Origin of the sequence: Paraburkholderia sp. SECH2 (assembly GCF_030464795.1) — a bacterium.
GTDB lineage: Bacteria > Pseudomonadota > Gammaproteobacteria > Burkholderiales > Burkholderiaceae > Paraburkholderia > Paraburkholderia aspalathi.
Genome location: NZ_JALPRH010000001.1, coordinates 527,224 through 550,884 on the forward strand (window position 1 = coordinate 527,224; position 23,661 = coordinate 550,884).

The window sequence follows — 23,661 nt, forward strand, 5'->3', positions numbered from 1 at the left end:
CTTGAGCCTGCTTGAGCTTGATAGACCACGGCAAAGGAGCCCCTGCATGACCCATTCCATCCACGGCAACAAACGCTGGCTGGCGCTGATCGTTCTGTGCCTCGGCGTGCTGATGATCGTGCTCGATACGACCATCGTGAACGTTGCCCTGCCGTCGATCGCCGCGGACCTCGGCTTTAGCGAAACCTCGCTGGTGTGGGTGGTCAATGCGTACATGCTTACCTTCGGCGGCTGCCTGCTGCTCGGCGGACGGCTGGGCGATCTCTACGGCCATCGCAAGCTGTTCCTCGGCGGCATCACGCTGTTCACGCTGGCGTCGCTCGCGTGCGGCCTGGCGAATTCGCAAATCCTGCTGGTCTGCGCGCGTGCCGTGCAGGGTTTGGGCGGCGCAGTCGTCTCCGCTGTTTCGCTGTCGCTGATCATGAATCTGTTCACCGAACCGGGCGAACGGGCGAAAGCGATGGGTATCTACGGTTTCGTCTGCGCAGGCGGTGGCAGCATCGGCGTGTTGCTCGGCGGTCTGCTGACCAACCTGCTGAGCTGGCACTGGATCTTTCTCGTCAACCTGCCGATTGGTATCGCTGTCTACGGGCTGTGCGTGGCGCTCCTACCGTCGGCACGCGGTCATGCTCATGGCGAACGGCTCGACGTGGCCGGTGCCGTAACGGTCACCGCTTCGCTGATGCTGGCCGTGTACGCGGTCGTGAACGGCAATGAAGCCGGCTGGACCTCGGCGCAGACGCTCGGCCTGCTGTTCGCTGCGCTGGCGCTACTGGCCGTGTTTCTCGTGATCGAGGCGCGCGTGCAGCATCCGTTGATGCCGCTCGGTCTGTTCCGCCTGCGCAATGTCGCGACTGCTAATGTGGTCGGCGTACTGTGGGCAGCGGCGATGTTCGCGTGGTTCTTCATCTCCGCGTTGTATCTGCAGCGCGTGCTCGGTTACCGGCCCTTGCAGGTCGGGCTCGCGTTTTTGCCGGCCAATCTGATCATGGCGTTCTTCTCGTTGGGCCTGTCGGCACGCGTGGTGATGCGCTTCGGCCTGCGCGCGCCGCTTGCCGCCGGGTTGCTGGTCGCGGCGATTGGCCTCGCGCTGTTTGCACGCGCGCCCGTCAACGGCAGCTTCGTGCTCGACGTGCTGCCCGGCATGATCCTGCTCGGCTTCGGCGCGGGCATCGCATTCAATCCCCTGCTGCTGGCCGCCATGAGCGACGTCGATCCAAGCGATTCGGGCCTTGCGTCCGGGATCGTCAATACGTCGTTCATGATGGGGGGAGCGCTCGGTCTCGCGGTGCTCGCAAGTCTGGCGGCAGCGCGCAGTGACGCAATGCAAGCGTCTGAAAACGCGGTAGCAGCGCTCAATAGCGGCTATCACGTGGCGTTCCTGTTCGGTGCGATCTTCGCGGCGGCGGCGGGTGTATTGGGCGGTTTGCTGCTGCGACCGGGGCAACCCGGTGGCGCGAACGCGAACGCGCACGAGGATGCACACGGTGACCGCGGGTCCACTGCAGCACAGTCGCATGGCGCTGGTAACGCGGCAGCGACCGAAAACTACTGACCTCCCCGATCTGAAACCAGGCCGATCGCGGTCAGTCAGTCGCCCACCGCAAAACCGCAAGCGCGATCAAATGCGCCGCATCGCGCCTGGCTATGCTGGCTTCATGCTGACGTGAGAGCCAATATGAACCCCGTTGGAAAAGCGCTCTGGTTTATCGAAAGCCACTTTGCGCGCGAGTTGACGCTCGACGACATCGCCAACTGTGGATGCGTGTCGCGCTTTCACCTGGCGCGTGCTTTCGAAGCGGCCACGGGGCTTTCGGTCATGCGCTATGTTCGCGCGCGCCGCTTGAGCGAAGCGGCACGACGCCTCGCCGACGGTGCACCCGATATTCTGACCGTCGCCATCGAGGCCGGTTACGGTTCTCACGAAGCATTCACGCGCGCGTTTCGCGAGCAATTCGGACTGACGCCCGAAGCGCTGCGCACGCGTGGTCACCTCGACAACATTGCTATCGTGGAGCCGATCAAAATGGACGAAACCCTTCTCACGCATCTCGAACCGCCGCGTTTCGAAGACGGCAAACCGTTTCTCGTCGCGGGCCTGAGCGAGCGCTATACAAGCGAAACCTGCGCCGCGATTCCTTCGCAGTGGCAGCGCTTCGGCGAATACTTCGGCAGAGTGCCGGGCCAGCTCGGCAACGTGGCGTATGGCGTCTGCTACAACGCCGACGACACCGGCAATATCGACTATCTGTGCGGTGTCGAAGTCAGCGACTTTTCGGCATTGCCTGCCGAACTGAGCCGCTTGCGTATTTCCCCGCAACGCTACGCAGTGTTCAGCCACCGCGAGCACATCTCGACCATACGGCGCACCTGGAACACGATCTGGAATCAGTGGCTGCCGGCATCGGGACACATTCCCGCCGATGCGCCCAACTTCGAGCGCTACGACGAGAAGTTCGATCCGGTCAGCGGCATGGGTGGACTCGAAATCTGGCTACCGTTGAAGGCTTGATTCGAGCGTTGAGCGGCTCGCTCCAGAAACTAGCCGCTCACTTTGAGCAGCACCGGATCGTTGCGATACAGATCGGGAAACATGCGTTTCAGTCCGCTCACCTTCGGCAGATCGTTGATCACGATGTACGGGTAGTCAGGATGCAACGCGAGGAAATTCTGGTGATAGCTTTCCGCCGGATAGAAGCCCTTGAAATCCTCCACGCGCGTGACGATCGGCCCTGAAAACACGTGCGCCTTGTCGAGCTGCGCAATGTATGACTGCGCGACGCTACGCTGCTCAGGATTGGCTGGAAAGATCGCCGAGCGGTATTGCGTGCCGTGATCGGGGCCCTGGTAGTTCAGCTCGGTGGGGTCGTGTGCGACCGAGAAGAAAATCTGCAGCAAACGTCCGTAGGTTATCTGCGTCGGGTCATAGGTGACCTGCACCGATTCGGCATGCCCAGTATCGCCCTCGCTGACGGTTTCATATTGCGCGGTGCCGGCCGCGCCGCCCGTGTATCCCGAGGCGACCTGCTTCACGCCGCGCACGTGTTCGAATACACCCTGAACGCCCCAGAAGCAACCGCCCGCGAACACAGCGGTTTCGCTGTGCACAGCGCCGACGCTCTCGTCATGGGCAGGCGGTGGAATCTTCGTCATTGATTCGGCTGAGTTCGCGATGCGCTGCGCGGCGAAGACGCCCGCCGCAATGGCGACGCAACCCGCGAGCCGGAAAAACGACGAACGCCTGCGCTGGGAAACCTTGCTAGTAGAGGTTGTTTGCATGATGTCAGTCTTTCAATGAGTGGTTGAGTCACGCCGTCAGGCTCGGCTTAGCCAAACGTAAAGGCATACGCTTGCACGCCCGGATCCAGAAACTCGATCGAGAACGTGTGATCCGTAACATCGCCGGTTTGCCGCACGAGTTGATAAAGACGCTGTTCGGTAACGGTGCCGGTACCGTCGGCGGCGACGTCCGTTCCGTGCGCAGCGCCCGGTGCGGCGCCGTCCACGCTTACGCGGAAGCGAACCGGCTTGCCGTCCTTGCCCGGACCGAGCACCAGATGCAGATCACGCGCATGGAAGCGATAGATGATGCGTCCGGAGGCCGCCTCGAGCGTCGCGTGTTCGGCGCCCACATTCCACGCGCCGGCGAGCCCCCAATCGTTGACAGCGGGCTGTAACGGCGCCTTATAGGTATGGACCTTGTCCTCCGCTGCGCCGCCGGGCGACGTGAAATTCTCGGCACGCTCGTATCCGATATAGGTTTCCGGCGATTGCATGTCGGCGCTGTCGGCCGCTGCCTGCACGCCTTGCGCGCCCGTGCCGGTAATGCCGATTGCGACCTTCGACGCATTCGCATGCCCTGCCTCAGTCAGCAATTCCTGAATCACCTTTTCCGATTCCGCATAGTCGCCTTCGCCGAAGTGGTGATAGCGAATCTGCCCTTTACCATCGACGAAATAATGGGCCGGCCAGTACTGATTGTTCAGCGCACGCCAGATCGCGTAGTTGTTGTCGATCGCGACGGGATAGTCGACGCCGAGATCGTGGACAGCCTTCTTCACGTTGTCGACATTGCGTTCGAACGCGAATTCCGGTGCATGCACGCCGATGACGACGAGCCCCTGGTCCTTGTACTTCTGCGCCCACGCTTTCACGTACGGCAGCGAACGCAGGCAGTTGATGCAGGAGTACGTCCAGAAATCGACCAGCACAACTTTGCCGCGCAGGTCCTGAACCGTCAGCGGCGGTGAATTCAGCCACTGAACAGCGCCGTTCAAGGTCGGCAGCACACCTTCGACGGGCAACGCAGCCGCGCCGCCTGACGCGCCTTGCGAAGCGCGCATCATCGCGCCGGCGTCGCTTGCATCGGCGGTGGGGTTGGCCGTCATCACGGCGTCGCTACCTGAAGCATTGGCTGGTGCATTGGTCTTATTACCCGCCGCCACCGGATTAGCCGGCGTCGCGCCGGGCGAGAGCTTGTCGACCAGTTTCTGTTCAAGGCCACCGGTAGCGATGGTCGATACACGTGCCAGCACGCCGGTGTCGAGCCCGAGCGAAATCGCCACCACGCCGCACAGCATCGCCGCGCCGATCCCGCGACGGATCCACTCGCCCGCGCCCAGCGAGCGCTTCATCGCCGTGAACACCCGGCCGCCGATCAGCAGCGCCACTGCGAGCGAAGTCGCCGCGCCGGCCGCGTAGGCAACCAGCAGTAGCGTGGTACCGACGCTCGCGCCCCGCAATGCCGCGCCGGTCAGCACCAGGCCGAGAATCGGACCGGCGCACGGCGCCCACAGCAAGCCGGTCGCGATGCCCAGCAGAAAGGACGATCCCGCGCGAACCTGCTGACCGTCGCCCTGCGCGAAATTCGACAGGCGATTGCCGGCGCTCACCAGCGGACGCATCAGATGATCGGCGAAACGCGGCAGCAACAGCGTCAGTCCGAAGATGGCGAGCAAGGCAATTGCAAGCCAGCGGCCATACTGGTTAGCCTGCGTGACCCAACCGCCGCCCACGGCGGCGAGGGTCGCGACGATGGCGAAAGTCAGCGCCATGCCGGCCAGCAATGGCAGCCCGCTGCGCACGAAAGGCTGATCGGCGCGCGCGAAGACAAAGGGCAGCACCGGCAGGATGCACGGACTGAGGATCGTCAGAGCGCCGCCAAGATAGGCAAGAACGATGAGTAGCATGTCGGTTCCGGGCGATGTTTTGTGTCAGTTAGGATGGTTACGCGGCTTGGGTACGCTGCAGATCAGCGGAAAGTGCCCACATCCTAGGGCGCGAAGGGTGTCAAAGTCCTCACGAAAAGTTAAATTAAATGTGATAACTCGCCGCCCGGAAATTTTGCACAATGGCGCAACGGCCCGTTTTTGCGGGCGCCCTGTCTTTCCACCGCCCTGAACCACGCCCCGAACCACACCCTTACCCGCGGCCAAAGCCCTCCATGGACCCATTGAAGCGCATCCTGATCGTTGAAGACGACGTCGACATCGCCAACGTGCTGAGCCTTCATCTGCGCGACGAGCGCTACGAAGTCGTGCACAGCGCCGACGGCAGCGAAGGGCTGCGCCTGCTGGAGCAAGGCGGCTGGGACGCGCTGATCCTCGACCTGATGCTGCCCGGCGTCGACGGTCTGGAAATCTGCCGGCGCGCCCGCGCGATGACGCGCTATACGCCGATCATCATCACCAGCGCGCGGTCGAGCGAAGTGCACCGGATCCTCGGCCTCGAACTCGGCGCCGACGACTACCTGGCCAAGCCGTTCTCCGTGCTCGAGCTGGTTGCGCGCGTCAAAGCTTTGCTGCGGCGCGTCGAAGCCATGGCAAAAGACTCGCGCATCGACGCGGGCAGTCTGCAACTCGCCGGGCTCACGATCGATCCGCTGACGCGCGAGGCGACAGTGGACGGCAAGCCGATTGAACTGACGCCGCGTGAATTCGACCTGCTGTATTACTTCGCGCAGCATCCCGGCAAAGTGTTCTCGCGGATGGATCTGCTCAACGCTGTATGGGGCTATCAGCACGAGGGCTACGAACACACCGTCAACACCCACATCAACCGCCTGCGCGCGAAGATCGAGACCGACCCCGCCCAACCCGAGCGCATCCTGACCGTCTGGGGACGCGGCTACAAGCTGGCTATGCCTGGCAATCCAGGCGACGGGCCCACGCCCGCCGGCGCACCTCAGGACGCGCCGTGAACCTGACACTAACCCAGCGGCTCTCGATCGTCTTCTCAGCATTGCTGCTGGCGTGCTGCGGCGCGTCGGCGTGGCTGCAGATCCGTTCGAGCGACCTGCACGAAAAGGAAGTCGTGCAGCGCCTGTCAAAGGATCTCGCCAACCATATCGCGCATCGCACCACGCTGATGGACGCGAACGGCCTGCGGCCCGACGCGGTGCGCCAGCTGTTCGGCCAGTTGATGATGGTGAATCCGAGCGTCGAGGTGTATCTGCTTGACAATCAGGGGCGCATCGAGGGCGACGACGCCCCCGTGGGCCACGTCAAGCGCGCTCAGGTGGATCTCGCGCCCGTCCGGCAATTCATCGCCGGGGACGCGTTGCCGATCCTCGGCGACGACCCGCGCAGCGTCGACGGGAAAAAAGTGTTTAGCGCCGCGCCGCTGCAACTGAACGGGCAGCCGCCCTCCGGTTATATCTACGTGGTCCTGCTCGGCGAGGAACACGACGCGCTCGCCGCACGCGTCGCCGCCAGCTCGGTGCTGCGTACCACGCTCTGGTCGATGGCGCTGGTCGCGCTGCTGGGATTGCTTGCGGGGTTGACGGCATTCGGCCTGATCACGCGGCCGCTACGCCGCCTCACCGACGCCATGCGCCGTTTCGATGCCGATGGCGAGCCGGACACTCAGCCGGCGGTGCCACGCTCGTCGCCTGCCGGACGGCGCGACGAAATCGGCGTACTCGAAGCGACGTTCGCGCAGATGGCCAACCGCATCGGCGAGCAGTGGCGCGCGCTGACGCGCCAGGATCAGCAACGGCGCGAACTGATCGCCAATATTTCGCACGACCTGCGCACGCCGCTGACCTCGCTGCATGGATACCTCGAGACGCTGTCGCTCAAAGCCGAGACGCTCGGCGAAACCGAGCGCAAACGCTATCTGGCGATTGCGCTTGCGCAGAGCGTCAAGGTCGGGCGGCTCGCGCAGGCGCTATTCGAACTGGCCCGGCTCGAACACGGGAACGTACAACCCGCACTCGAGCCGTTCTCGCTGGTCGATCTGGTCCAGGACGTCTTCCAGAAATTCGAGTTGCCGGCCGAGGCGCGGCACATCCAGTTGCGCGCCGATTTTCCCCCTCGTCTGCCGGCGGTCTACGCCGACCTGGGGATGATCGAGCGTGTGCTGACGAACCTGCTCGACAACGCGATTCGCCACACGCCCGCCGGCGGGTCGATCGACATCGATCTCGCGCACAAGGACGGCAAGGTATCGGTCACGGTGAGCGACACGGGTCCCGGCATTCCAGCGGAGCAGCGCGAAGGGCTGTTCGAACGTCCGTTCAGTTCAGGTGGCGCGCATCGCGGCGGCGGACTCGGTCTGCTGATCGTGCAGCGCATGCTGCAGTTGCATCACAGCCAGATACGCCTGCTCGAACGTGAGGGAACGGGCACGGCATTCTGTTTCGAGCTGGCGACCACCGAAAAGCCGGCTGTCGCCGGTATCCCGCTCTGACTTTTTTGTTATACGCTATAGGAGCGACCCGCAGCGCGTCCCGATGTCTTTCCTGCATCCCGGCTATTTGGGAGCGTCTCTGAATCTGCTGCGCCCGCAGACGGTCCTCCGGTGCAATACGGTGTAAGCGGCCGAAGGGTAGTCTCTAGTCAGACCAATTGCCACTCAACACCCAGGCAGCCCAGGGGACGTCACGCCGACCGCGGCACGGGTACCTCGGTGCACTCACCTATGGAGACTGATGATGTCGATTCGACTAGGAGAAAACGCTCCCGATTTCACTGCTGAAACCACCGAAGGGACGATCCATTTTCACGAATGGATCGGAGACCATTGGGCGATCCTGTTTTCGCATCCGAAGGATTTCACCCCGGTTTGTACGACGGAACTCGGCTACCTGGCGGGTCTCAAGCCAGAATTCGATAAGCGCAACACAAAAATTATCGGGCTCAGCATCGATCCCGTCGGCGATCACAAGGAGTGGGTCAAGGATATCGCGGAGACGCAGGGCCACGCGGTCAACTACCCGTTGATCGGCGACTCGGACCTGACGGTCGCGAAGCTCTACGACATGATTCATCCCGAAGCGAGCGGCGGCGGCCCGCGCACCGCGGTGGACAACGCGACCGTTCGCTCCGTGTTTATCATCGGGCCCGACAAGAAGGTCAAAGCCATGCTCGTCTATCCGATGAGTGCAGGCCGCAATTTCGACGAAGTGCTGCGGTTGCTCGACGCCCTGCAACTCAACGCGAAACATACGGTGGCGACGCCGGTAAACTGGAAGCCGGGTGAAGACGTGATCATTCCAACGTCCGTTTCCAACGATGCCGCAATGCAAAAATATCCTGAGGGTTTCAAAACCGTGAAGCCTTATCTGCGATACGTTACGCAACCGAAGTAAAAGCGCTCATTGATTGGAGCGACGAGCGCCAGATAGTGTCGAAGTGCGGCGGCCGATGCGAGTCCGGGTGCATCCACGCGCCCGGCCCGCCGAACGGGGTGCGTCCAAATCGACTGCCTGCGGTACGGTTTGGCGACACTCCATGAGCCGCGATCCTTAACCGCTCGCAAAAGCGGGCCACGGGGTGAAATCGTGTTGATCTTCCGGCAGCTATTCGATCAGCAATCCTCAACCTACACGTATCTTCTTGCCGATAGCGCAACGCGAGAGGCCGTGCTGGTCGATCCGGTATTCGAACAGGTGCGCCGGGACGCTGCCCTGATCGAAGAACTTGGATTGCATCTGCTTTACACCATCGACACTCACGTCCACGCCGATCACGTGACCGGTGCATGGATGTTGAATCGCCGCACAGGTAGCCGGATTGCGATCTCGGCCGCAAGCGGCGCCGAAGGTGCGGACCGCTATCTGAGCCATGGCGACAAGGTCGAGTTCGGCGCAAGGTACTTGTCCATACGCGCCACGCCGGGTCATACCGATGGATGCATCACACTCGTACTCGACAACGAGACCATGGCGTTTACCGGCGACTGCCTGTTGATCAGAGGCACGGGTCGAACGGATTTCCAGCGCGGTGACGCGCACGCCATGTTTCGCGCGGTCCACAACAACATCTTTACGCTGCCCGCCGCGTGCCTGCTCTACCCGGCCCACGACTATCGCGGTTTAACGGTCACCAGCGTGGATGAGGAGCGACGCTTCAATCCGCGTCTTGGCGGTGAATTGTGTGAAGACGATTTCGCCGGATACATGACGAACCTGCGCCTGCCGCATCCGAAGCAGATCGACGTGGCGGTACCCGCAAACCTGAAATGCGGCCTGGCGGCAAGCTACCCCGCGCAGATGGCGGAGCCCGATTGGGCGCCACTGACATGCAGCTTTGCGGGCATCTGGGAAATCAACGCCCAGTGGCTCGAGGAAAATCTGCGGGCAGTCGAGGTCGTCGACGTGCGCGAGCCCGACGAGTTCAGCGGGCCACTGGGGCGCATCCCGGTTGCGAAGCTCATTCCATTGGGTGAGCTCGCCGGGCGTATCGCCGAACTCACGAAGGAACGCCCGATCGTGACCGTCTGCCGGGCCGGCGGACGGTCGGCACAAGCCACGATCATGCTGCGGCAAGCCGGATTCGAGCAGGTTGCCAACCTGCCCGGCGGCATGCTCCGCTGGCGCGCGGAGGGCCGCGTCGTTGAAAACGCCAGCATGTGACGGAATCGTCAATCGTCGGCTGATGGCGATCCATCGGCCACGCCGCGTCTGATTTAACGCTTCACGCGTGCTCCTGCTTCCATTGCCGATAACGCCGCGTCAGGCGGCGCGTGCGCAGTTGATCCATGATCAACGTTAAGACCGCGGAATACTGAGCGGGCGCAGTACGTCCCGTGCCGAGCGAACGCAGACGGCGTTTGACGAGCGCCATGCGCGCGATTGCCGCAAGTGCCCGGTCGCGCCACTCGACCGGCTGCATGTGCGCCCCCAGATCGGCGCCTGCCTGCCAGCGTGCCGGCAGATCGGGCATCACGGCAAGCGCCGTGGCCATGCCGACGACGGCGACACCACTGTTCAGCACCTGCTCGGCCACAGCGCGGCGCCGGATGCCACCGGTGGTCATGACAGGCATCGTGGCGACACCGGCCAGATCCTTGGCGAATTCGAGGAAATAGGCTTCGCGCGCGAGGGTGCGCCCGTCGGCAGTGTCGCCCTGCATCGCAGGGCTTTCGTAGCTGCCGCCGGATAGCTCGACCAGGTCGACCGACAGGTCATTCAGCCACAGCACGACTTGCCGGGCGTCCTCTTCCGAAAAGCCACCGCGCTGAAAATCAGCGGAGTTCAGTTTGACGGCCACGCAAAAACCCGGCGGAACCCTTGCGCGTACCGCACGCACCACGTCCAGCAACAGACGGGCACGGTTGGCAAGATTGCCGCCCCAACGGTCGGAGCGGCGATTGGTCAGCGGCGAAAGGAATTGCGAAATCAAATAGCCATGTGCGGCGTGAATTTCCACGCCCGTAAACCCCGCCTGCTCGGCAGCGTGCGCCGTCGCCGCAAAGCGGCCGATGGTCTCGCTTATCTCAGCCTCGCTCATGGCGCTCGGCTGCGCGAACAGCTTGCTGTGTTTGCCGAGCGCCATCGGCACAGCCGAAGGCGCCCACGCCGTGCCGCCCATTGCCGCGAGCACCTGCCGGCCCGGATGATTGATCTGCATCCACACCTGGGCACCACGGCTGCGGGCCGCTTGTGACCACTGCGTGAAGGGTGCGAGAGGCGTATTGGCCTCAAGCACAATCCCGCCTGGCCCGGTTAGCGCCCGGCCGTCGATCATCACGTTGCCCGTGACGATAAGACCTGCGCCGCCTTCGGCCCACGAACGGTATAGGCGATGGATCGTCTCGCCAGGCAGTTGCCCCGCGTCGGCAAGATTCTCTTCCATCGCCGCTTTGGCGAGACGGTTTGGCAGCCAGCTGCCGTTGGGTAACTGCACGGGCGTGAACAACGATGTAGTCATGGCAAAGTCAGCATACGAAAGGAGCGATGCCGCTATACTAAGATTCAAGTCAACTTGAAGGTCAAGCGTTATGAGAATCGGCGAACTCGCGGAAAAAACCGGCCTCGCACCGTCCGCCATCCGCTTTTACGAGCAGAGCGGCTTGCTGCCCGAGCCGGAGCGCAGTCCCAACGGTTATCGCGTCTACTCTGAGCAGGCCATTGGGCGCCTGCGCGTGGTGCAATTGGCGCAGAACCTGGGCTTTCCGCTCGACAGGCTGCGCGAGGCCTTCTCTGGTGACGAGCTTTATCCGAAAGAGGATTTGCTGCACAAACTCGATACGCGGCTCGAGGAGATCGAGCAACTCATGACCGCCCTGCGTCTGCAGCGAAAGACGCTACGCACGCTTCGCACCACGCTCAGCGAAGCGTGGGCTCAAGGAAAGTGTGTCGATGGCGAGGAATTGGCCAATCAGCTCCTGGCACAACAGCAGGAACCGTCGCGCCGGTCAAAGACCCGACACGAATGAAGCAGGCCGCGCGCGCACCACGATCAAAGCTTATTTGTTGAACGGCGCCTTTTCCGGTTCAGCTGCGTACTTGTCGCGGATGGCGTTCACGCAGTGCGTGAAGCGCGTGCGGAAACCCACGGGGTCGGTGCTCGGCGGTGTGAGTCCGTCCGAAGTCACGCTCCATCCGTCGGACGTACGGATGACATCAAGATCGAAGGACGGACCCGGCTCGTTCTCGAGAATCACCGTTTCGCGCACATCCCGGCCCCCCGCGCGGATGATCGCCATACACCCCTGGCGGAGCCCGCCCGAAGCATGCGTGTTGCCGCTACCCGGAGCGGGGTTGTCCGGCGCTGCGCCGTACATCCGCATTGATTCGAATTGGGGCGGCGTCCCGGTGGTAACGAATGCGGCGTCGGCCTCGGATATCCCGTCACTACAGCCGGTTACCAAGGTAGAGATCGTAGCCAACATGACGCCGGCGGAAGCGCGTCGGAGACTCGATGTGGCGTAGCGTGGCATGGTTGGTCTTGGAATTTATAGTACGTAACGGTAAGCGGCATTTTAGGGCAAGTCGGCGTTCGTCAGCACAACCACTCGTCTCTCAAGATCCGCCGACGCATCGTCATCGGCGCGAGCGCGGCCAAGAATCACGAACACCGCAATCGCGCACAGCAGCGTAACGGCAGTCAAGCCTCCGAGCACAAGACCGAACGCGTCGGTGTAGATGTGCAGCAATGTCGCTCGTGCGACGTCCGGAAGAAGCGCCGACGCGCGATCGAGATCGCCGGCAGCCAGTCGCGCGGCGGCTTCGGACACTTCGGCGGATCGGGCATGGGATCCCAGGGTTGCCAGCACGCGTGCCTGCGTGATCGCGGCCAGAATTGCGCTGACCGTTGCGAGTGCAATGCATTCGCCGGCAACGCGCGTGGTGCTGAAGATACCCGTCGCCATCCCGGCACGCTCCTTCGGCACGACGCTGACCGACAGTCCGTCCATCAATCCCCAGGGCATCCCAGCGCCAACACCGATTGTGAGCAAGGGTGCAATCGCCACATTGCTCGCGCCGTCGTGGAACACATGGGTCAGCCAGTACAGGCCGGCCGCGGCGATCAACAAGCCGATACCCGAGATGACGCCGGCAGACATCCAGCGCGTGAGCGTCGCCGCGAGGAACGGCACGACGAGCATAGGCGCGGACAGCGCGAGCATCAACCAGCCAGCGTCGATCTCGCTGCAGCCGTCTGCACCGACGAAACGCAGCGGCAATACGACAAGCAGCACGATGTAGCAGTAGCAGGTCGCGATCGGCAGCACTTGCACTCCGACAAAACGCGGATAGCGGAACAAGGACAGATCGAGCATGGGCCGCGCGACTCGCGTTTCGATTGCCCAGAACGCGGCGCTAAGCAGTGCCGCACCCAACAACGATCCGACGACCAACGGGTTCGACCAGCCGCTCTCCGAAGACTGGATCACGCCGAACGTAAAGCACGACAACGCGCCGGTGAACGTTGCGATTCCCGCCCAGTCGATATGCCGCGCGTCCGGATCGCGCGATTCACGCATCTGTGGCACGCCGAACAGCAGCGACAGGACACCCGCAATGGCCCCTGTCGCGAAGATCGCTCGCCAACCGAAGCGCTCGATCATGAAACCCGCCAGCACAGGCCCGAGTGCGAGTCCAAGCCCGAAGGTCGTGCCGAGCAGACTGAACGCGCGGGTGCGCGCGCGGCCATCGAACTCCTGCGCGAGGGCCGCCGTTCCACCCGCCAGCGCGGCCGCCGCGGCAACGCCCTGCATCGCGCGCAGCAAATCGACCACGAGGATCGACGGCGCGAGGCCAAGCAAAAGCGAAACAAGCGTGAATCCACTTACACCGATCGAGAATAAGCGCTTGCGTCCAAACCGGTCTGCGAGTGTCCCCGCCGCCATCAGCAGGCTGCCAAAGGTCAGCATGAACGCATTCGTGATCCAGTTCATCTCGACCGGACTACCCGCAAGCTCCCGGCCGATCGCGGGCGTTGCCAGCGCACCCGCCGAAAAACTGAGCGGCAACGCGAGCGCCGCGAGACAAACGGCCGTGAGAATGGCGACTGAACGCCCCAATGAAACGGAAGAAAAAGTGTTGCTCATCGACGCTCCCCCAACGGAAGCCGGTCTGCGCTACGCCTCCTCGGCGCGCACTCCCGGCAGAGCGATCAACGATAATTCGGATTCAATCAGTTAAAAACTACGTAGAGTTCCGTTAATAAAGGAGTTAAATTCCTTAATCCAATCGACTTTAGGGGCGTCGGAGATTGATGGACAACCTCAACGGAATCGTCGCGTTTGTGAGCACGGCAGAAGCGCTTAGCTTCGTCGCTGCTGGCCGCAAGCTTGGCATCTCAGCGTCGGCGGTCGGCAAGACGATTGCAAAACTGGAACAGGCGCTCGGCGTGCGGCTCTTTCATCGCACGACACGAAAGGTCACCCTCACCGATGAGGGACGTCACTTCTACGACCGCTGTCGCCAGATACTGGAAGATCTACGCGATGCCCAGGCCGTGCTGTCGGAGGCCGCGCAAACGCCACGCGGCAAGCTGCGCGTCAGCCTCCCCGCGATCGGCTATCGATTCCTGTTCCCCGTGCTGCCGGAATTCACGCGCCGCTATCCCGATGTCGAACTTGATCTGGATTTCAACGACCGGCTCGTGGATGTCGTCGAAGGCGGTTTCGATGCGGTCATCCGTAGCGGCGCGCTAATGGATTCGAGTCTGATGTCGCGTCGTCTCGGCGCTTTCTGCTTCGTGCTGTGCGCGTCGCCTCGCTATCTCGCGCAGGCGGGCGTGCCGCGCACGCTGCACGACCTGGAAGCGCACGCGTGCGTGCGATACCGGTTTCCAACAACGGGCAAGCTCCAGCCGTGGGGACTGTTGGCGAATGGCAGTGAGCCTGCGAATCTGCGCACGGCGATGACCTTCAACAACATGGAAGCACTGCGCGAGGCAGTCATCGCGGATTTCGGCATTGGGTATATGCCGGACTTTCTGGTACGCGACGCGCTCGCGACAGGCATGCTCACGACGGTGCTCGACGAGCTGCGGATCGCACCAGGACAATTCTCGATCCTATGGCCATCGAGCCGGCAATTGTCGCCGAAGCTTCGAGTGTTCGTCGATTTCATGTGCGCGAAGCTGTTCAAGGCTTCGTGAATCGACGGTTCAAAATAGCCACACCCCACCGCGTCACCAGATCACGCAATGCTTAAGAAAACCTTATGCAATACAAACTATTACGTGATTTGCTCACCGTTGCATAAATCGTCAGTGCGTTATGGAATCGAAAGCGTCGGTTCATCCAGGCGACTCAATTCCACTGCACATTCATCTCCGCTTACCAAATGTTTCGCAACAACCAAAAGGACGAGAGATGAAGACGATCAGGAGATGGAAGCGTACACAAAGCGCCATTGGCGCGAGCGTTGCCTTGCTGGCCGGACTGTATTCGCTGGGTGCAGCGGCAAGCGATGAACACGATCACGAGCATGAGTCAGTGAAACATGTGCTCCTGATTAGCTTCGACGGCTTGCATGAGCAGGACGTCGCACGCTGTATCGGTTCGAATGCATGCCCCAATCTTGCGTTGCTGGCCAAGTCGGGCACGACTTACACCAACGCGCACACGCCACATCTTTCGGATTCGTTCCCGGGCCTCGCGGCGCTCGTCACCGGTGGCTCGCCCAAATCCGCGGGCCTCTTCTACGACGTATCGTATGACCGCACGCTCTACGCGCCGTCCGATAGCAGTTGCACCGGCAAGCAAGGCTGGAACGTCGTATTCGACGAGACCACTGGCATCGACGGCGAGAACGGCGGCGCTCTGACCCATCTCAACGGTGGCGGCACGTTCAATCCGCAAGCCATCCCGCATGCGTTGGTCAATGGCGTCTGTACGCCCGTCTATCCGCACAATTATGTGAAGACCAACACGATCTTCGAAGTGGTCAAACAAAACGTGAAAGGCGCTCGCACCGCATGGGCGGACAAACATGCGTGGGGCTACGACTGGCTCAATGGCCCGTCCGGCACAGGCGTCGACGATCTTTCGCGCACCGAGATCAACTCGATTGATCCGGCTACCAATACGAACTACATCGACATCTACACGCACACGGAAAAGTTCGACAATCTGCACGTGCAGTCGCTGATCAATGAAATTGACGGTAAGGATTCGACTGGCCAATCCAGCGCCGACATACCGACGGTGTTCGGCACCAACTTCCAGACACTGAGCGTCGCCCAGAAGGCAACGGTCGCAAATGGCGGCGGCTATCTGGATGCGAGCTTCACGCCGGGCCCGCAGGTAAGCGGCGCGATTGCTTATCTGGACAACGCGTTGGGTCGCATCGTGTCCGAACTCAAGCAGCACAACCTTTATTCGTCGACGGCGATCATCGTCACGGCGAAGCATGGGCAGTCGCCGACCGATCATTCGAAGCTGGTCAAGAACGGCGACACGCTTTCGAAACTGCTTGAAGCAAACAACTATCTGGACCCGAACGGCAACTTCGGGCAGAACAGTACGAAAAGCGGCAACCTCAATGACGGAACGGGGCTCGTCGATACGGGTTTCGTGCAGACCGACGACGTCGGCCTGATCTGGTTGCGCGATCAAAGCCAATTGCCGGCAGTCGTGAAGACCCTGAAAGACAACCTGAGCTGCAACGCGCCCGGCATCTGTGCGGACGGTCCGCAGGCGTACATTCTGTACGGCCCGCAGTTGAACGGGTGGTTTGGCGATCCGGCACGCGGACGCACGCCTGACATCGTCGTCCAGCCGAACCCGGGGGTCATCTATACCTCGAGTACGGCTAAAGACGAAGAGCACGGCGGCAACGCGCCCGACGACAGCCATCTTGGTCTCGTGGTCTACGTGCCTCACGCCCATCACGCTGGCCGGACCAACGACGAGCGTGTATCGACCACGCAGGTCGCACCGACGATCCTGCGTTTGCTCGACCTGGAACCTGAACTGCTGCACTCGGTCGCTGTTGAAGGAACGCGTGCGCTACCGGGCTACGATCGCGAGCGCTTCTAGGCGATTGGAAGCGAGTGCGCGGCTAGTACCGCGCACTCGCTTCACCGACGATGCCGTTTTTAACTACTCGAAGTCGTTTCTGACGGCGTCGCCGGGGACGTAGACAGCACCTTGATCGACTCCCAACGCGGATGCAGGAGCCGCAACATAGCGAGAATCGCGCTCTTGGTATCTTCTGACACGGTTAGCACGTCACTTCCTGTCTGAACCGCTTTCTTGCCATGTTGGCAATACTGATACTCCACGCGAACCGTTACTGACATGATTACGATTTCCTTCCTGTTAAGACTGATATCTGGTGAGTGATCGACGGTTGATCGCTATCAGTCATTCCCGGTTCGACTCGATTCGATTGACGAATCCGCAATCCAGCAAGATCTGACACAAGTCTTCGGGCGAGCAGGATGATCCCGCCACTTCGCTCATCCGCGCGAGAACATCAGAGAACGAAGCAAGTACGCGCCAACTGTCATAGTAAGCATGCAGTTGCGGCACGACCTCGTTGCCCAGTTTTTCCCAGCGGACGGAAAGCATGCCGACCGTTCCGCCGCCCTCCACCCGGTAGAGACCGAAGGTGACGGCCGAGACAACGGACATCACCCGGCAATAGGAAGCCGGGTTCACATAGAATTCACGCCGAAGACGCTCATCGTTGCTCATCGCCGTTCTCCCCCGAGTTTTTACGGTTGTAACCCGTATAACGGCGCGCAGATGTCGAAGCTTGAGTCTTGCAGGCGTCATTTGCCTCGCAACGTGAACACAATCAATAATCAGACGAGAAGCCACACCGGGATGACCAGTGCGGCTACCATTCTCTATCGCTAGCGTTCAATGTCGTTGCACTGCAGCACGAAGCTTTGTTCATGCAAGATCGCGTCCCAACTACGCCCTGCTTTGGAGCAAAAGTAAATGCGAAGCCGCGCAATCAGCATTGCTCGTCAATTCAACGCCCGATATCGGCTCTTTAATTGCCTGGATCTCTTCAAAGAAGGCATCCCGAACATCAGATGCCACCAAGAGATTTACGTCCGCGTAATCGATGCGCCGCCATCGACGAGCGAAGCAGTACCGGTCACGAAGGACGAGTCATCCGACGCGAGATACAGCACCGAACGGGCGAGTTCTTCCGGCCGTGCGACGCGCTTGAGCGCATGCAAGCCGGTCACGAAGGCTTGCGACTCGGCGGTGTCGTTCATGTCGCGATACATCGGCGTGTCCACGGCACCAGGCAGAATGGCGTTGACGCGCACACCTTGCGGGCCATACTCGGCAGCCAGCGCTTGCGTCAGCCCAATCAAACCGGCCTTGCTCGCGGCGTATGCCGCGGTGCCCGGGAAAGCGAATGAGTAGCCAACGAACGTCGACGTGAAGATAACCGACCCGCCACCGTGCTTCACCATCTCGGGGATCTGGTGCTTCGCACCCAAAAAGGCGCTCGTCAGATTGGTCGCCAAAGCAGCCGACCAGCCCGCTTCCGACACGCCCGAAGTCGGGCCCATTTCGCCCAGCGTGCCGGCGTTGTTATAGGCAATGTCGAGCCGGCCGAAGCGGCTCACGGCGAGCGCGACCAGCGCTTTCGCGTAGTCCTCTGACTGCACGTCGCCCGCCAGAAACGCGGCCTCGCCGCCTTCGCTGGCAATTTCGGCTGCGAGCGTTTCAAGTTCAGCTTCGCGGCGCGCCGCGATCACCACTTTTGCGCCTTCCGCGGCGAACAGTTTTGCGGTGGCACGGCCAATTCCCGCGCTGGCGCCGGTCACGATCGCGACTTTTCCTGATAAGCGTTGCATGTTCAATCTCCTGCTGCAGTGTGTTGACCAGTGCCCAGTGCCTTGGTCCGTGAGAAGCAATATAGGCTTCAGTCACTATCGCAGGAAGGCTCAAAACATGGGTATATCATTCAGCATTTGTGAATGATCGGGGAAAGACATGGACCGGCTGCGTGCTTATGAAGTCTTCGTGACCGTGGTGAGCCGCGGCAGCTTCACGCGCGCCGCCGATGCGCTCGAGACGTCGCCCGCCAACGTGACCCGCTACGTGAATGAGCTGGAAGCGCACCTGGGCACACGTCTGCTGAATCGCACTTCGCGCAGGCTTTCGCTGACCGAGGGCGGCGAGACGCTTTACGCTCGCTGCAAATCGATTCTCGACGATGTCGCCGAGACTGAGGGGCTTGTGTCATCGGCGTCGGTCGAACCGCGCGGCCGATTGCGCATCAATGCGCCTGTGAGCTTCGGCATTCTGCATCTGGCGCCGCTATGGCCCGAGTTCTTGCGGAAATATCCCGGCGTGGAACTCGATGTCGCGCTGATTGACCGCGTCGTCGATATCGTCGAGGAAGGCTACGACCTCGCCATCCGCATCTCACGCGCCGGTTCGACCAGCCACGCGGCACGCAAGCTGGCGACATCGAGAAACATTCTGTGTGCGTCGCCGGAGTACCTGGCGCGTTGCGGATACCCTGCTGAGCCAGCCGACTTGATCGAGCATCAATGCATCGGCTACTCGTACGCCGCCACCGGTGACGAGTGGCAACTGATGGACAGTGAGCGCAAAGCGCACACCGTGAAGGTCAACTGCCACATGCATACCAACAACGGCGATACCGCACGTGCGGCTGCGCTCGCCGGGCAAGGCGTGATCTGGCAACCCACCTTTCTTATCGGCAATGACCTGCGCACCGGCAAGCTGGTTCAGGTATTGCCTGACTATCGCTTGCCTGACATCGACGTGCTCGCGTTGTATCCGAGCCGTCGGCATCTGAGTGCAAAGATACGCGCGGTGGTCGATTTTCTGGTCGAGGCGTTCGGCGGCGTGCCGCCGTGGGATCGGGATGACGGAGGTTGAACGAAGGTCACGTCGCCTCCGCTCACGATTTGCCACTACCCGGCGCGGCTGAAGCTCGATGCTGCTGCCACCGGATACGCGCCGATTTGCCTGCGACGCGTATCCGGCAAGCAGTCACTCACCCACCGAACACTTCCATCATCTGCGCATTGAAGTTATTGACGAAGGCGTGCTCTCCGGGTCCCGGGTTCGCGCGGAACGCCTTCGCCCCTTCGACCAGAACCTCATCCGCGTCCGTTCCGAGGACAGCGATCGTTTCGTCGATGAAGGCGTCAAGCGGCATTGCCTGTTCGGCCTCGCGGCTGTTCATGAGGTCCGTGCGCACCCAGGGCGGTGCAATTTCGAGCACGCGAACCTCCGTGTCCCGCAACATGAAGCGTTGCGAGAGGACGTACGAATGCAGCGCCGCCTTGGTCGACGAATACACCGACGTCACGGCCAACGGAACGAAAGCGAGGACCGAGCTTGTATAGGCGACGACAGCGTCGTTCCGGGTCTTGAGATGATCGAGCAGCGCCGACGTCATGCGGATCGGCCCGATGAGATTGGTCGTGACGGTGGACACCAGCAGCGCGTCGTCGATGTGGCCGCCCGCCTGGTCGGGCTCCATGATCCCAGCGTTGTTGATCAGCACGTTGAGGTCGGGATAGTCCGCAATCAGTTGCGCCGCTACCTTCTCGATGCTGGCCGGATCGGCAATGTCGAGCTCGATTGCAGACATGCCGGGATTCGCTGCCACTACCTCGTCGAGATGTCCGCGCCGGCGGCCGCTGATGATGACCTTGTTGCCGCGCTTGTGGAGTGCTTCGGCAAGCCCGCGGCCAATGCCCGAACCGCCGCCCGTGATGAAGATCGTGTTCCCGGTGAGTTTCATGATCGTATTCCTGATGAAGTTGATTTGCTGTAGATGAGGTTGGCGTAGTCAGGCAGGGAAGCTGTCGCCGAACATCGGCAGACCGCTCGCTGATTCGGCCCGGATCGCTTCGTCCTGAAGCACGTCCCAGTGCTCGGCGAGCTTGCCGTTTTCAAAACGGACGACGTCGGCTGCTATCCACGCAGCGGGCCGGCCGTGTCCCGAGAAGCGCCCATGTGCAATGACGTAGTCGCCTTCGGCCAGAATCAGTTGGTTCTCATAGCGCAAGGTGTCGGGCAGCGTGCGAATCAGGTCGAACAGGCCATCCCGTCCTGGCGCGATATGAGCGCTATGTTGGACGTAGCGATCGGACCAAAAGCGCTCAGCGGCTGCGTAGTCGCGCTTGTTGAACAGGGTGTCGAATGCTTCCAGCACGAGCGCCTTGTTCTGTTCAGGGGTTGTCTTCGTCATGGTGATGCCCTCTTTCAAGAGTGAGGTGACGACGCGTTCAGGCGTCGAATAACCGTGGTGCCTCCTGTTGCCTGGACACTCAGGTAAAGAAGGCTATACTTAAGACAATGGTGAATGACATTGTCATTGAAGTGGATTGTGGGCGGCCATCGTGACGATGTCAATGGTGATCACCATTGTATTTTTTGATGAGTCTTATTGGGTCGCTATCGACCAAAGGGGGGAAAGTGGGTGTTTCCAGACAGCAAGCGATGGAAAACCGGCACGCAATCGTGGCCGCGGCTGAAAAGCTGTTTCGCGAGCGTGGCGTCGATGCGGTCGGTCTCGCCGAGTTGATGAAGGCGGCGGGCTTTACGCAGGGCGGTTTCTACAACCACTTCAAATCGAAAGACGCGCTGGTCGCCGCGGTGATGGAAAAGGCGATGGATGAAGGGGGAGAGGCTTATGCCGCCCTGATCGACGGCGCGAGGTCATCTGGCGCTGACCCGGTCAAGTACAACATTGAGTGGTACCTGTCGCCCGAGCATCGCGCGAATATTGAGGCGGGGTGCCCCTGGTCGGGTTTTGTAGGCGACGCCCGCCGATTCGACGACGTCGCACGCGGCGCTTACGCAGAGGGGCTCGCGGTGAACCTCGACCGATTCGCCAAGGTTATCGAAGAGACCGAGGGGATCAGCGAAGGCGGTCGCAGCAAGGCGATCACTTTGTTTAGTCAGATGGTCGGTGCGCTACTGCTTTCGCGTGCTGTTGCAGATGTTGATCCGGCGCTTGCGGATGAAATTCTTGACGAGGGTCGCCAGCATCTGCTCGCTGCGGTGGAGACGCAGGCTGAAACTCAATCGCGGGGACGTTCGCGGCGGCGGTAAGCCAATGTGCCGTTCGGCGGTGTGCCTCAGTCATCGATATCGACAGGCACGCCCAATCCAACCTTCACGCGGCTCATGCTCACGAGCGTCTTGAAGCGCTTCACATTGTTATTGGAAAAGAACAACTGCCGGGTCAGGTCGTTGTATTGCTCCATGTCCCGCACTGTGAAGATCAAGACGAAATCCCATTCCCCCGCGACGTAGTAGCACTGCTGGATCTGCGGGCATTGCTCAAAGGTTCGCTTCATGGAATCGAGCAGGTCGATCTGTTCGCTCTCGACTTCCACCATTGAAACGATGGTGAGAGGACAACCCACCTTTTCGGGCGCGACGATCGCTGTGTACCGGTCAATCACGCCGTCTTCGGCGAGGCGGCGCAAACGGCGGTTCACCGCGGCAGTTGAGAGGTTAACCCGGGCGCCAAGTTCGTTTTGCGGGAGTTGAGCGTCCTGCTGGACCTCGGCTAACAGCTTGCGATCGAAAGCGTCGAGAGTGATAGCCATGAGGCGGGTCCTTGTAGGAAAGCGAGAAATTATTGCGCCGGGACCCCAGATTTAGGGATTAATTTGAGCACGTCAAGCAATATTATTTTGGCATTGGCTGACGTATCGATTCCCAGCGGCGGGGAATCTGATGGTCCTGCCCGACATTCATTCACAGGAGCCACACCGCAATGCTGATCGCGAACGAGCGCGCGTCGCACACCGACTACCCGAACGAGCTGAAGGTAATTCTCAATGTGGAGGCCGCCGAACAGAGCCGCGCATGGCTAAAGAACTGGGCGCTTCTCGGTTCCTCCGCTACGCCGCTATGGGATCTTCCCGATGCGGCGGCGCGATTTGGCGTGGCGCGTCTGTGCATCAAAGACGAATCCGTCCGCTCTCCACTCGGTAGCTTCAAGGCGCTGGGCGCGCCTATTGCGCTCGTGCGCCTGATTTTGCGTTTGTGGCCCGAGCACAATCTCGACCCGAAGGGGTTGATCCAGGGACGCTACAAGGACATGCTCACAAACTTCGTCGTGATCAGCGCGACCGACGGCAACCATGGCAAAGCCCTGGCCTCCGCGGCACAAACAATCGGATGCAACTGCGTGATCGTCCTGCACGCCAACGTGAGCGCTGAACGCGAGCAGGCCATCGCTGCATACGGTGCGCAGATCATTCGTATCAAGGGCAACTACGACGAGTCGGTGGAAGAAGCTGCGCGCCTTGCAAAAGACAACGCTTGGCATGTGGTCTCAGACACATCCTATGAAGGATATGAAGCCATTCCTCGCGACGTCATGCAGGGCTACGGTGCGATCGCGGCCGAGATCGTTGAGCAATCCGAAAGTCATGCTGACGAATGCGCTTTTACCCATGTATTTCTCCAAGGCGGTGTCGGCGGTCTTGCTGCCGGGGTCGCCAGCTATCTTTGGGAAATTCACGGCAGCAAACGTCCCCGCTTCGTTGTCGTCGAGCCGCAACAGGCAGATTGCCTGTATCAAAGCGCGCGCGAAGGCCGAGCGACGAAAGCAACCGGCTCCGTCGATTCAATCATGGCGGGCCTTGCATGCGGCGAAGCTTCACCGCTCGCGTGGAAAATCCTCGAGTTGTGCGTGGACGATTTCATGACGATCAGCGACGAAGACGCGATTACCGCGATGCGCACGCTCGCAGTTGGAACGGGTGCGGACGTTCCGCTGGTAGTCGGTGAATCCGGCGCAGCGGGCTACGCGGGCCTCGAAGTCCTCATGCAGGATTCGCAACTGGCACGCGCCGCCGGCCTGAACAAAGATTCGCGCGTTCTGGTGATCAGCACTGAGGGAGCGACGGCGCCGTCGGTCTACCGTGAATGTGTGGGTGAAACGGCCGACTCGGTGCTTTCACGTCAGGCTCAATGGCTCGAAGCCGCGGTTCGATAAGA

At 61.3% G+C, this 23,661-nt stretch carries 22 protein-coding genes; 12 read left to right on the top strand and 10 right to left on the bottom strand.

The features are described from left to right. Positions 1-46 precede the first annotated feature (46 nt). Both M0D66_RS02400 and M0D66_RS02405 read left to right on the top strand, forming a co-directional pair. Positions 47-1,555 carry a DHA2 family efflux MFS transporter permease subunit gene (locus M0D66_RS02400; RefSeq protein WP_266208886.1) on the top strand — a complete coding sequence of 503 codons (1,509 nt, stop codon included), beginning with the start codon at positions 47-49 and terminating at the stop codon, positions 1,553-1,555. Between the two features lie 123 nt (positions 1,556-1,678). Continuing rightward, entirely contained in the window at positions 1,679-2,512 is an 834-nt protein-coding gene (locus M0D66_RS02405) for an AraC family transcriptional regulator (protein ID WP_266208887.1), read from the top strand. Between the two features lie 29 nt (positions 2,513-2,541). Here M0D66_RS02405 and msrA read toward each other — a convergent pair whose 3' ends face one another. Both msrA and M0D66_RS02415 read right to left on the bottom strand, forming a co-directional pair. Beyond that, on the bottom strand, positions 2,542-3,279 hold the full coding sequence (msrA, locus tag M0D66_RS02410; RefSeq protein WP_200571610.1) for a peptide-methionine (S)-S-oxide reductase MsrA: 738 nt from the start codon (positions 3,277-3,279) through the stop codon (positions 2,542-2,544). A gap of 47 nt (positions 3,280-3,326) precedes the next feature. After that, entirely contained in the window at positions 3,327-5,189 is a 1,863-nt protein-coding gene (locus M0D66_RS02415) for a cytochrome c biogenesis protein DipZ (RefSeq protein ID WP_266208888.1), read from the bottom strand. 254 nt (positions 5,190-5,443) lie between these two features. Here M0D66_RS02415 and M0D66_RS02420 point away from each other — a divergent pair, with 254 nt between their 5' ends. From M0D66_RS02420 to M0D66_RS02435, 4 genes are all read left to right on the top strand, one after another. Further along, positions 5,444-6,199, top strand: a complete 756-nt coding sequence (locus M0D66_RS02420; RefSeq protein ID WP_054033720.1) for a response regulator transcription factor — start codon at positions 5,444-5,446, stop codon at positions 6,197-6,199. Further along, positions 6,196-7,689 carry a HAMP domain-containing sensor histidine kinase gene (locus M0D66_RS02425; RefSeq protein ID WP_266208889.1) on the top strand — a complete coding sequence of 498 codons (1,494 nt, stop codon included), beginning with the start codon at positions 6,196-6,198 and terminating at the stop codon, positions 7,687-7,689. The genes M0D66_RS02420 and M0D66_RS02425 overlap by 4 nt, the downstream gene beginning before the upstream one ends. Positions 7,690-7,933: 244 nt before the next feature. Further along, the gene (locus tag M0D66_RS02430; RefSeq protein WP_200619035.1) at positions 7,934-8,590 is read left to right on the top strand and encodes a peroxiredoxin; all 657 of its coding nucleotides are present in this window, start codon (positions 7,934-7,936) and stop codon (positions 8,588-8,590) included. Between the two features lie 195 nt (positions 8,591-8,785). Beyond that, a complete protein-coding gene (locus tag M0D66_RS02435; protein ID WP_211707929.1) occupies positions 8,786-9,856 on the top strand; it encodes a rhodanese-like domain-containing protein in 1,071 nt (356 codons plus the stop codon). Between the two features lie 61 nt (positions 9,857-9,917). Here the strand turns inward: M0D66_RS02435 and M0D66_RS02440 are convergent, their stop codons facing one another. Beyond that, positions 9,918-11,153, bottom strand: a complete 1,236-nt coding sequence (locus M0D66_RS02440; RefSeq protein ID WP_211707922.1) for an NADH:flavin oxidoreductase/NADH oxidase family protein — start codon at positions 11,151-11,153, stop codon at positions 9,918-9,920. 70 nt (positions 11,154-11,223) lie between these two features. On the opposite strand from M0D66_RS02440, the gene M0D66_RS02445 reads away from it, so the two are divergent. Then, positions 11,224-11,661: a MerR family transcriptional regulator gene (locus M0D66_RS02445; protein ID WP_093636851.1), complete on the top strand. Its 438-nt coding sequence runs from the start codon at positions 11,224-11,226 to the stop codon at positions 11,659-11,661. A 30-nt stretch (positions 11,662-11,691) separates the two neighbouring features. Here M0D66_RS02445 and M0D66_RS02450 read toward each other — a convergent pair whose 3' ends face one another. Beyond that, positions 11,692-11,931, bottom strand: coding sequence for a hypothetical protein (locus M0D66_RS02450; protein ID WP_200618985.1), 240 nt, complete (start codon positions 11,929-11,931; stop codon positions 11,692-11,694). Positions 11,932-12,207: 276 nt separating this feature from the next. Next, complete coding sequence (locus M0D66_RS02455) at positions 12,208-13,779, bottom strand: MFS transporter (protein ID WP_266208890.1); 1,572 nt, start codon at positions 13,777-13,779, stop codon at positions 12,208-12,210. A gap of 167 nt (positions 13,780-13,946) precedes the next feature. Here M0D66_RS02455 and M0D66_RS02460 point away from each other — a divergent pair, with 167 nt between their 5' ends. Next, on the top strand, positions 13,947-14,837 hold the full coding sequence (locus M0D66_RS02460) for a LysR family transcriptional regulator (protein ID WP_200651791.1): 891 nt from the start codon (positions 13,947-13,949) through the stop codon (positions 14,835-14,837). Positions 14,838-15,054: 217 nt separating this feature from the next. Beyond that, positions 15,055-16,722, top strand: coding sequence for an alkaline phosphatase family protein (locus M0D66_RS02465; RefSeq protein WP_266208891.1), 1,668 nt, complete (start codon positions 15,055-15,057; stop codon positions 16,720-16,722). Between the two features lie 327 nt (positions 16,723-17,049). On the opposite strand, the gene M0D66_RS02470 is transcribed toward M0D66_RS02465, so the two are convergent. Next, positions 17,050-17,382 (bottom strand): hypothetical protein, encoded by a 333-nt coding sequence (locus M0D66_RS02470; RefSeq protein ID WP_093636838.1) that lies wholly within the window; start codon positions 17,380-17,382, stop codon positions 17,050-17,052. Between the two features lie 362 nt (positions 17,383-17,744). After that, positions 17,745-18,509 (bottom strand): SDR family oxidoreductase, encoded by a 765-nt coding sequence (locus M0D66_RS02475; protein WP_200565100.1) that lies wholly within the window; start codon positions 18,507-18,509, stop codon positions 17,745-17,747. A 139-nt stretch (positions 18,510-18,648) separates the two neighbouring features. Here M0D66_RS02475 and M0D66_RS02480 point away from each other — a divergent pair, with 139 nt between their 5' ends. Beyond that, complete coding sequence (locus M0D66_RS02480; RefSeq protein ID WP_266208892.1) at positions 18,649-19,566, top strand: LysR family transcriptional regulator; 918 nt, start codon at positions 18,649-18,651, stop codon at positions 19,564-19,566. A 118-nt stretch (positions 19,567-19,684) separates the two neighbouring features. On the opposite strand, the gene M0D66_RS02485 is transcribed toward M0D66_RS02480, so the two are convergent. Together M0D66_RS02485 and M0D66_RS02490 are read right to left on the bottom strand one after the other, a co-directional pair. After that, positions 19,685-20,440 (bottom strand): SDR family oxidoreductase, encoded by a 756-nt coding sequence (locus M0D66_RS02485; RefSeq protein ID WP_266208893.1) that lies wholly within the window; start codon positions 20,438-20,440, stop codon positions 19,685-19,687. Between the two features lie 48 nt (positions 20,441-20,488). Beyond that, complete coding sequence (locus tag M0D66_RS02490; protein ID WP_266208894.1) at positions 20,489-20,890, bottom strand: nuclear transport factor 2 family protein; 402 nt, start codon at positions 20,888-20,890, stop codon at positions 20,489-20,491. A 227-nt stretch (positions 20,891-21,117) separates the two neighbouring features. Between M0D66_RS02490 and M0D66_RS02495 the strand changes: the two genes are divergently transcribed. Beyond that, a complete protein-coding gene (locus M0D66_RS02495; protein WP_266209129.1) occupies positions 21,118-21,756 on the top strand; it encodes a TetR/AcrR family transcriptional regulator in 639 nt (212 codons plus the stop codon). Positions 21,757-21,782: 26 nt separating this feature from the next. On the opposite strand, the gene M0D66_RS02500 is transcribed toward M0D66_RS02495, so the two are convergent. Then, positions 21,783-22,259 (bottom strand): Lrp/AsnC family transcriptional regulator, encoded by a 477-nt coding sequence (locus M0D66_RS02500; RefSeq protein ID WP_093636822.1) that lies wholly within the window; start codon positions 22,257-22,259, stop codon positions 21,783-21,785. Positions 22,260-22,429: 170 nt separating this feature from the next. Here M0D66_RS02500 and M0D66_RS02505 point away from each other — a divergent pair, with 170 nt between their 5' ends. Next, the gene (locus M0D66_RS02505) at positions 22,430-23,659 is read left to right on the top strand and encodes a diaminopropionate ammonia-lyase (RefSeq protein ID WP_266208895.1); all 1,230 of its coding nucleotides are present in this window, start codon (positions 22,430-22,432) and stop codon (positions 23,657-23,659) included. The last annotated feature ends 2 nt before the right edge of the window (positions 23,660-23,661 follow it).

Excerpts from the sequence above, each read along its gene's own strand:
- M0D66_RS02400 (WP_266208886.1), top strand. The coding sequence starts at position 47 with ATGACCCATTCCATCCACGGCAACAAACGCTGGCTGGCGCTGATCGTT.
- M0D66_RS02405 (WP_266208887.1), top strand. The coding sequence starts at position 1,679 with ATGAACCCCGTTGGAAAAGCGCTCTGGTTTATCGAAAGCCACTTTGCG.
- msrA (WP_200571610.1), bottom strand. The coding sequence starts at position 3,279 with ATGCAAACAACCTCTACTAGCAAGGTTTCCCAGCGCAGGCGTTCGTCG.
- M0D66_RS02415 (WP_266208888.1), bottom strand. The coding sequence starts at position 5,189 with ATGCTACTCATCGTTCTTGCCTATCTTGGCGGCGCTCTGACGATCCTC.
- M0D66_RS02420 (WP_054033720.1), top strand. The coding sequence starts at position 5,444 with ATGGACCCATTGAAGCGCATCCTGATCGTTGAAGACGACGTCGACATC.
- M0D66_RS02430 (WP_200619035.1), top strand. The coding sequence starts at position 7,934 with ATGTCGATTCGACTAGGAGAAAACGCTCCCGATTTCACTGCTGAAACC.
- M0D66_RS02440 (WP_211707922.1), bottom strand. The coding sequence starts at position 11,153 with ATGACTACATCGTTGTTCACGCCCGTGCAGTTACCCAACGGCAGCTGG.
- M0D66_RS02445 (WP_093636851.1), top strand. The coding sequence starts at position 11,224 with ATGAGAATCGGCGAACTCGCGGAAAAAACCGGCCTCGCACCGTCCGCC.
- M0D66_RS02450 (WP_200618985.1), bottom strand. The coding sequence starts at position 11,931 with ATGGCGATCATCCGCGCGGGGGGCCGGGATGTGCGCGAAACGGTGATT.
- M0D66_RS02455 (WP_266208890.1), bottom strand. The coding sequence starts at position 13,779 with ATGAGCAACACTTTTTCTTCCGTTTCATTGGGGCGTTCAGTCGCCATT.
- M0D66_RS02460 (WP_200651791.1), top strand. The coding sequence starts at position 13,947 with ATGGACAACCTCAACGGAATCGTCGCGTTTGTGAGCACGGCAGAAGCG.
- M0D66_RS02465 (WP_266208891.1), top strand. The coding sequence starts at position 15,055 with ATGAAGACGATCAGGAGATGGAAGCGTACACAAAGCGCCATTGGCGCG.
- M0D66_RS02470 (WP_093636838.1), bottom strand. The coding sequence starts at position 17,382 with ATGAGCAACGATGAGCGTCTTCGGCGTGAATTCTATGTGAACCCGGCT.
- M0D66_RS02475 (WP_200565100.1), bottom strand. The coding sequence starts at position 18,509 with ATGCAACGCTTATCAGGAAAAGTCGCGATCGTGACCGGCGCCAGCGCG.
- M0D66_RS02480 (WP_266208892.1), top strand. The coding sequence starts at position 18,649 with ATGGACCGGCTGCGTGCTTATGAAGTCTTCGTGACCGTGGTGAGCCGC.
- M0D66_RS02485 (WP_266208893.1), bottom strand. The coding sequence starts at position 20,440 with ATGAAACTCACCGGGAACACGATCTTCATCACGGGCGGCGGTTCGGGC.
- M0D66_RS02490 (WP_266208894.1), bottom strand. The coding sequence starts at position 20,890 with ATGACGAAGACAACCCCTGAACAGAACAAGGCGCTCGTGCTGGAAGCA.
- M0D66_RS02500 (WP_093636822.1), bottom strand. The coding sequence starts at position 22,259 with ATGGCTATCACTCTCGACGCTTTCGATCGCAAGCTGTTAGCCGAGGTC.
- M0D66_RS02505 (WP_266208895.1), top strand. The coding sequence starts at position 22,430 with ATGCTGATCGCGAACGAGCGCGCGTCGCACACCGACTACCCGAACGAG.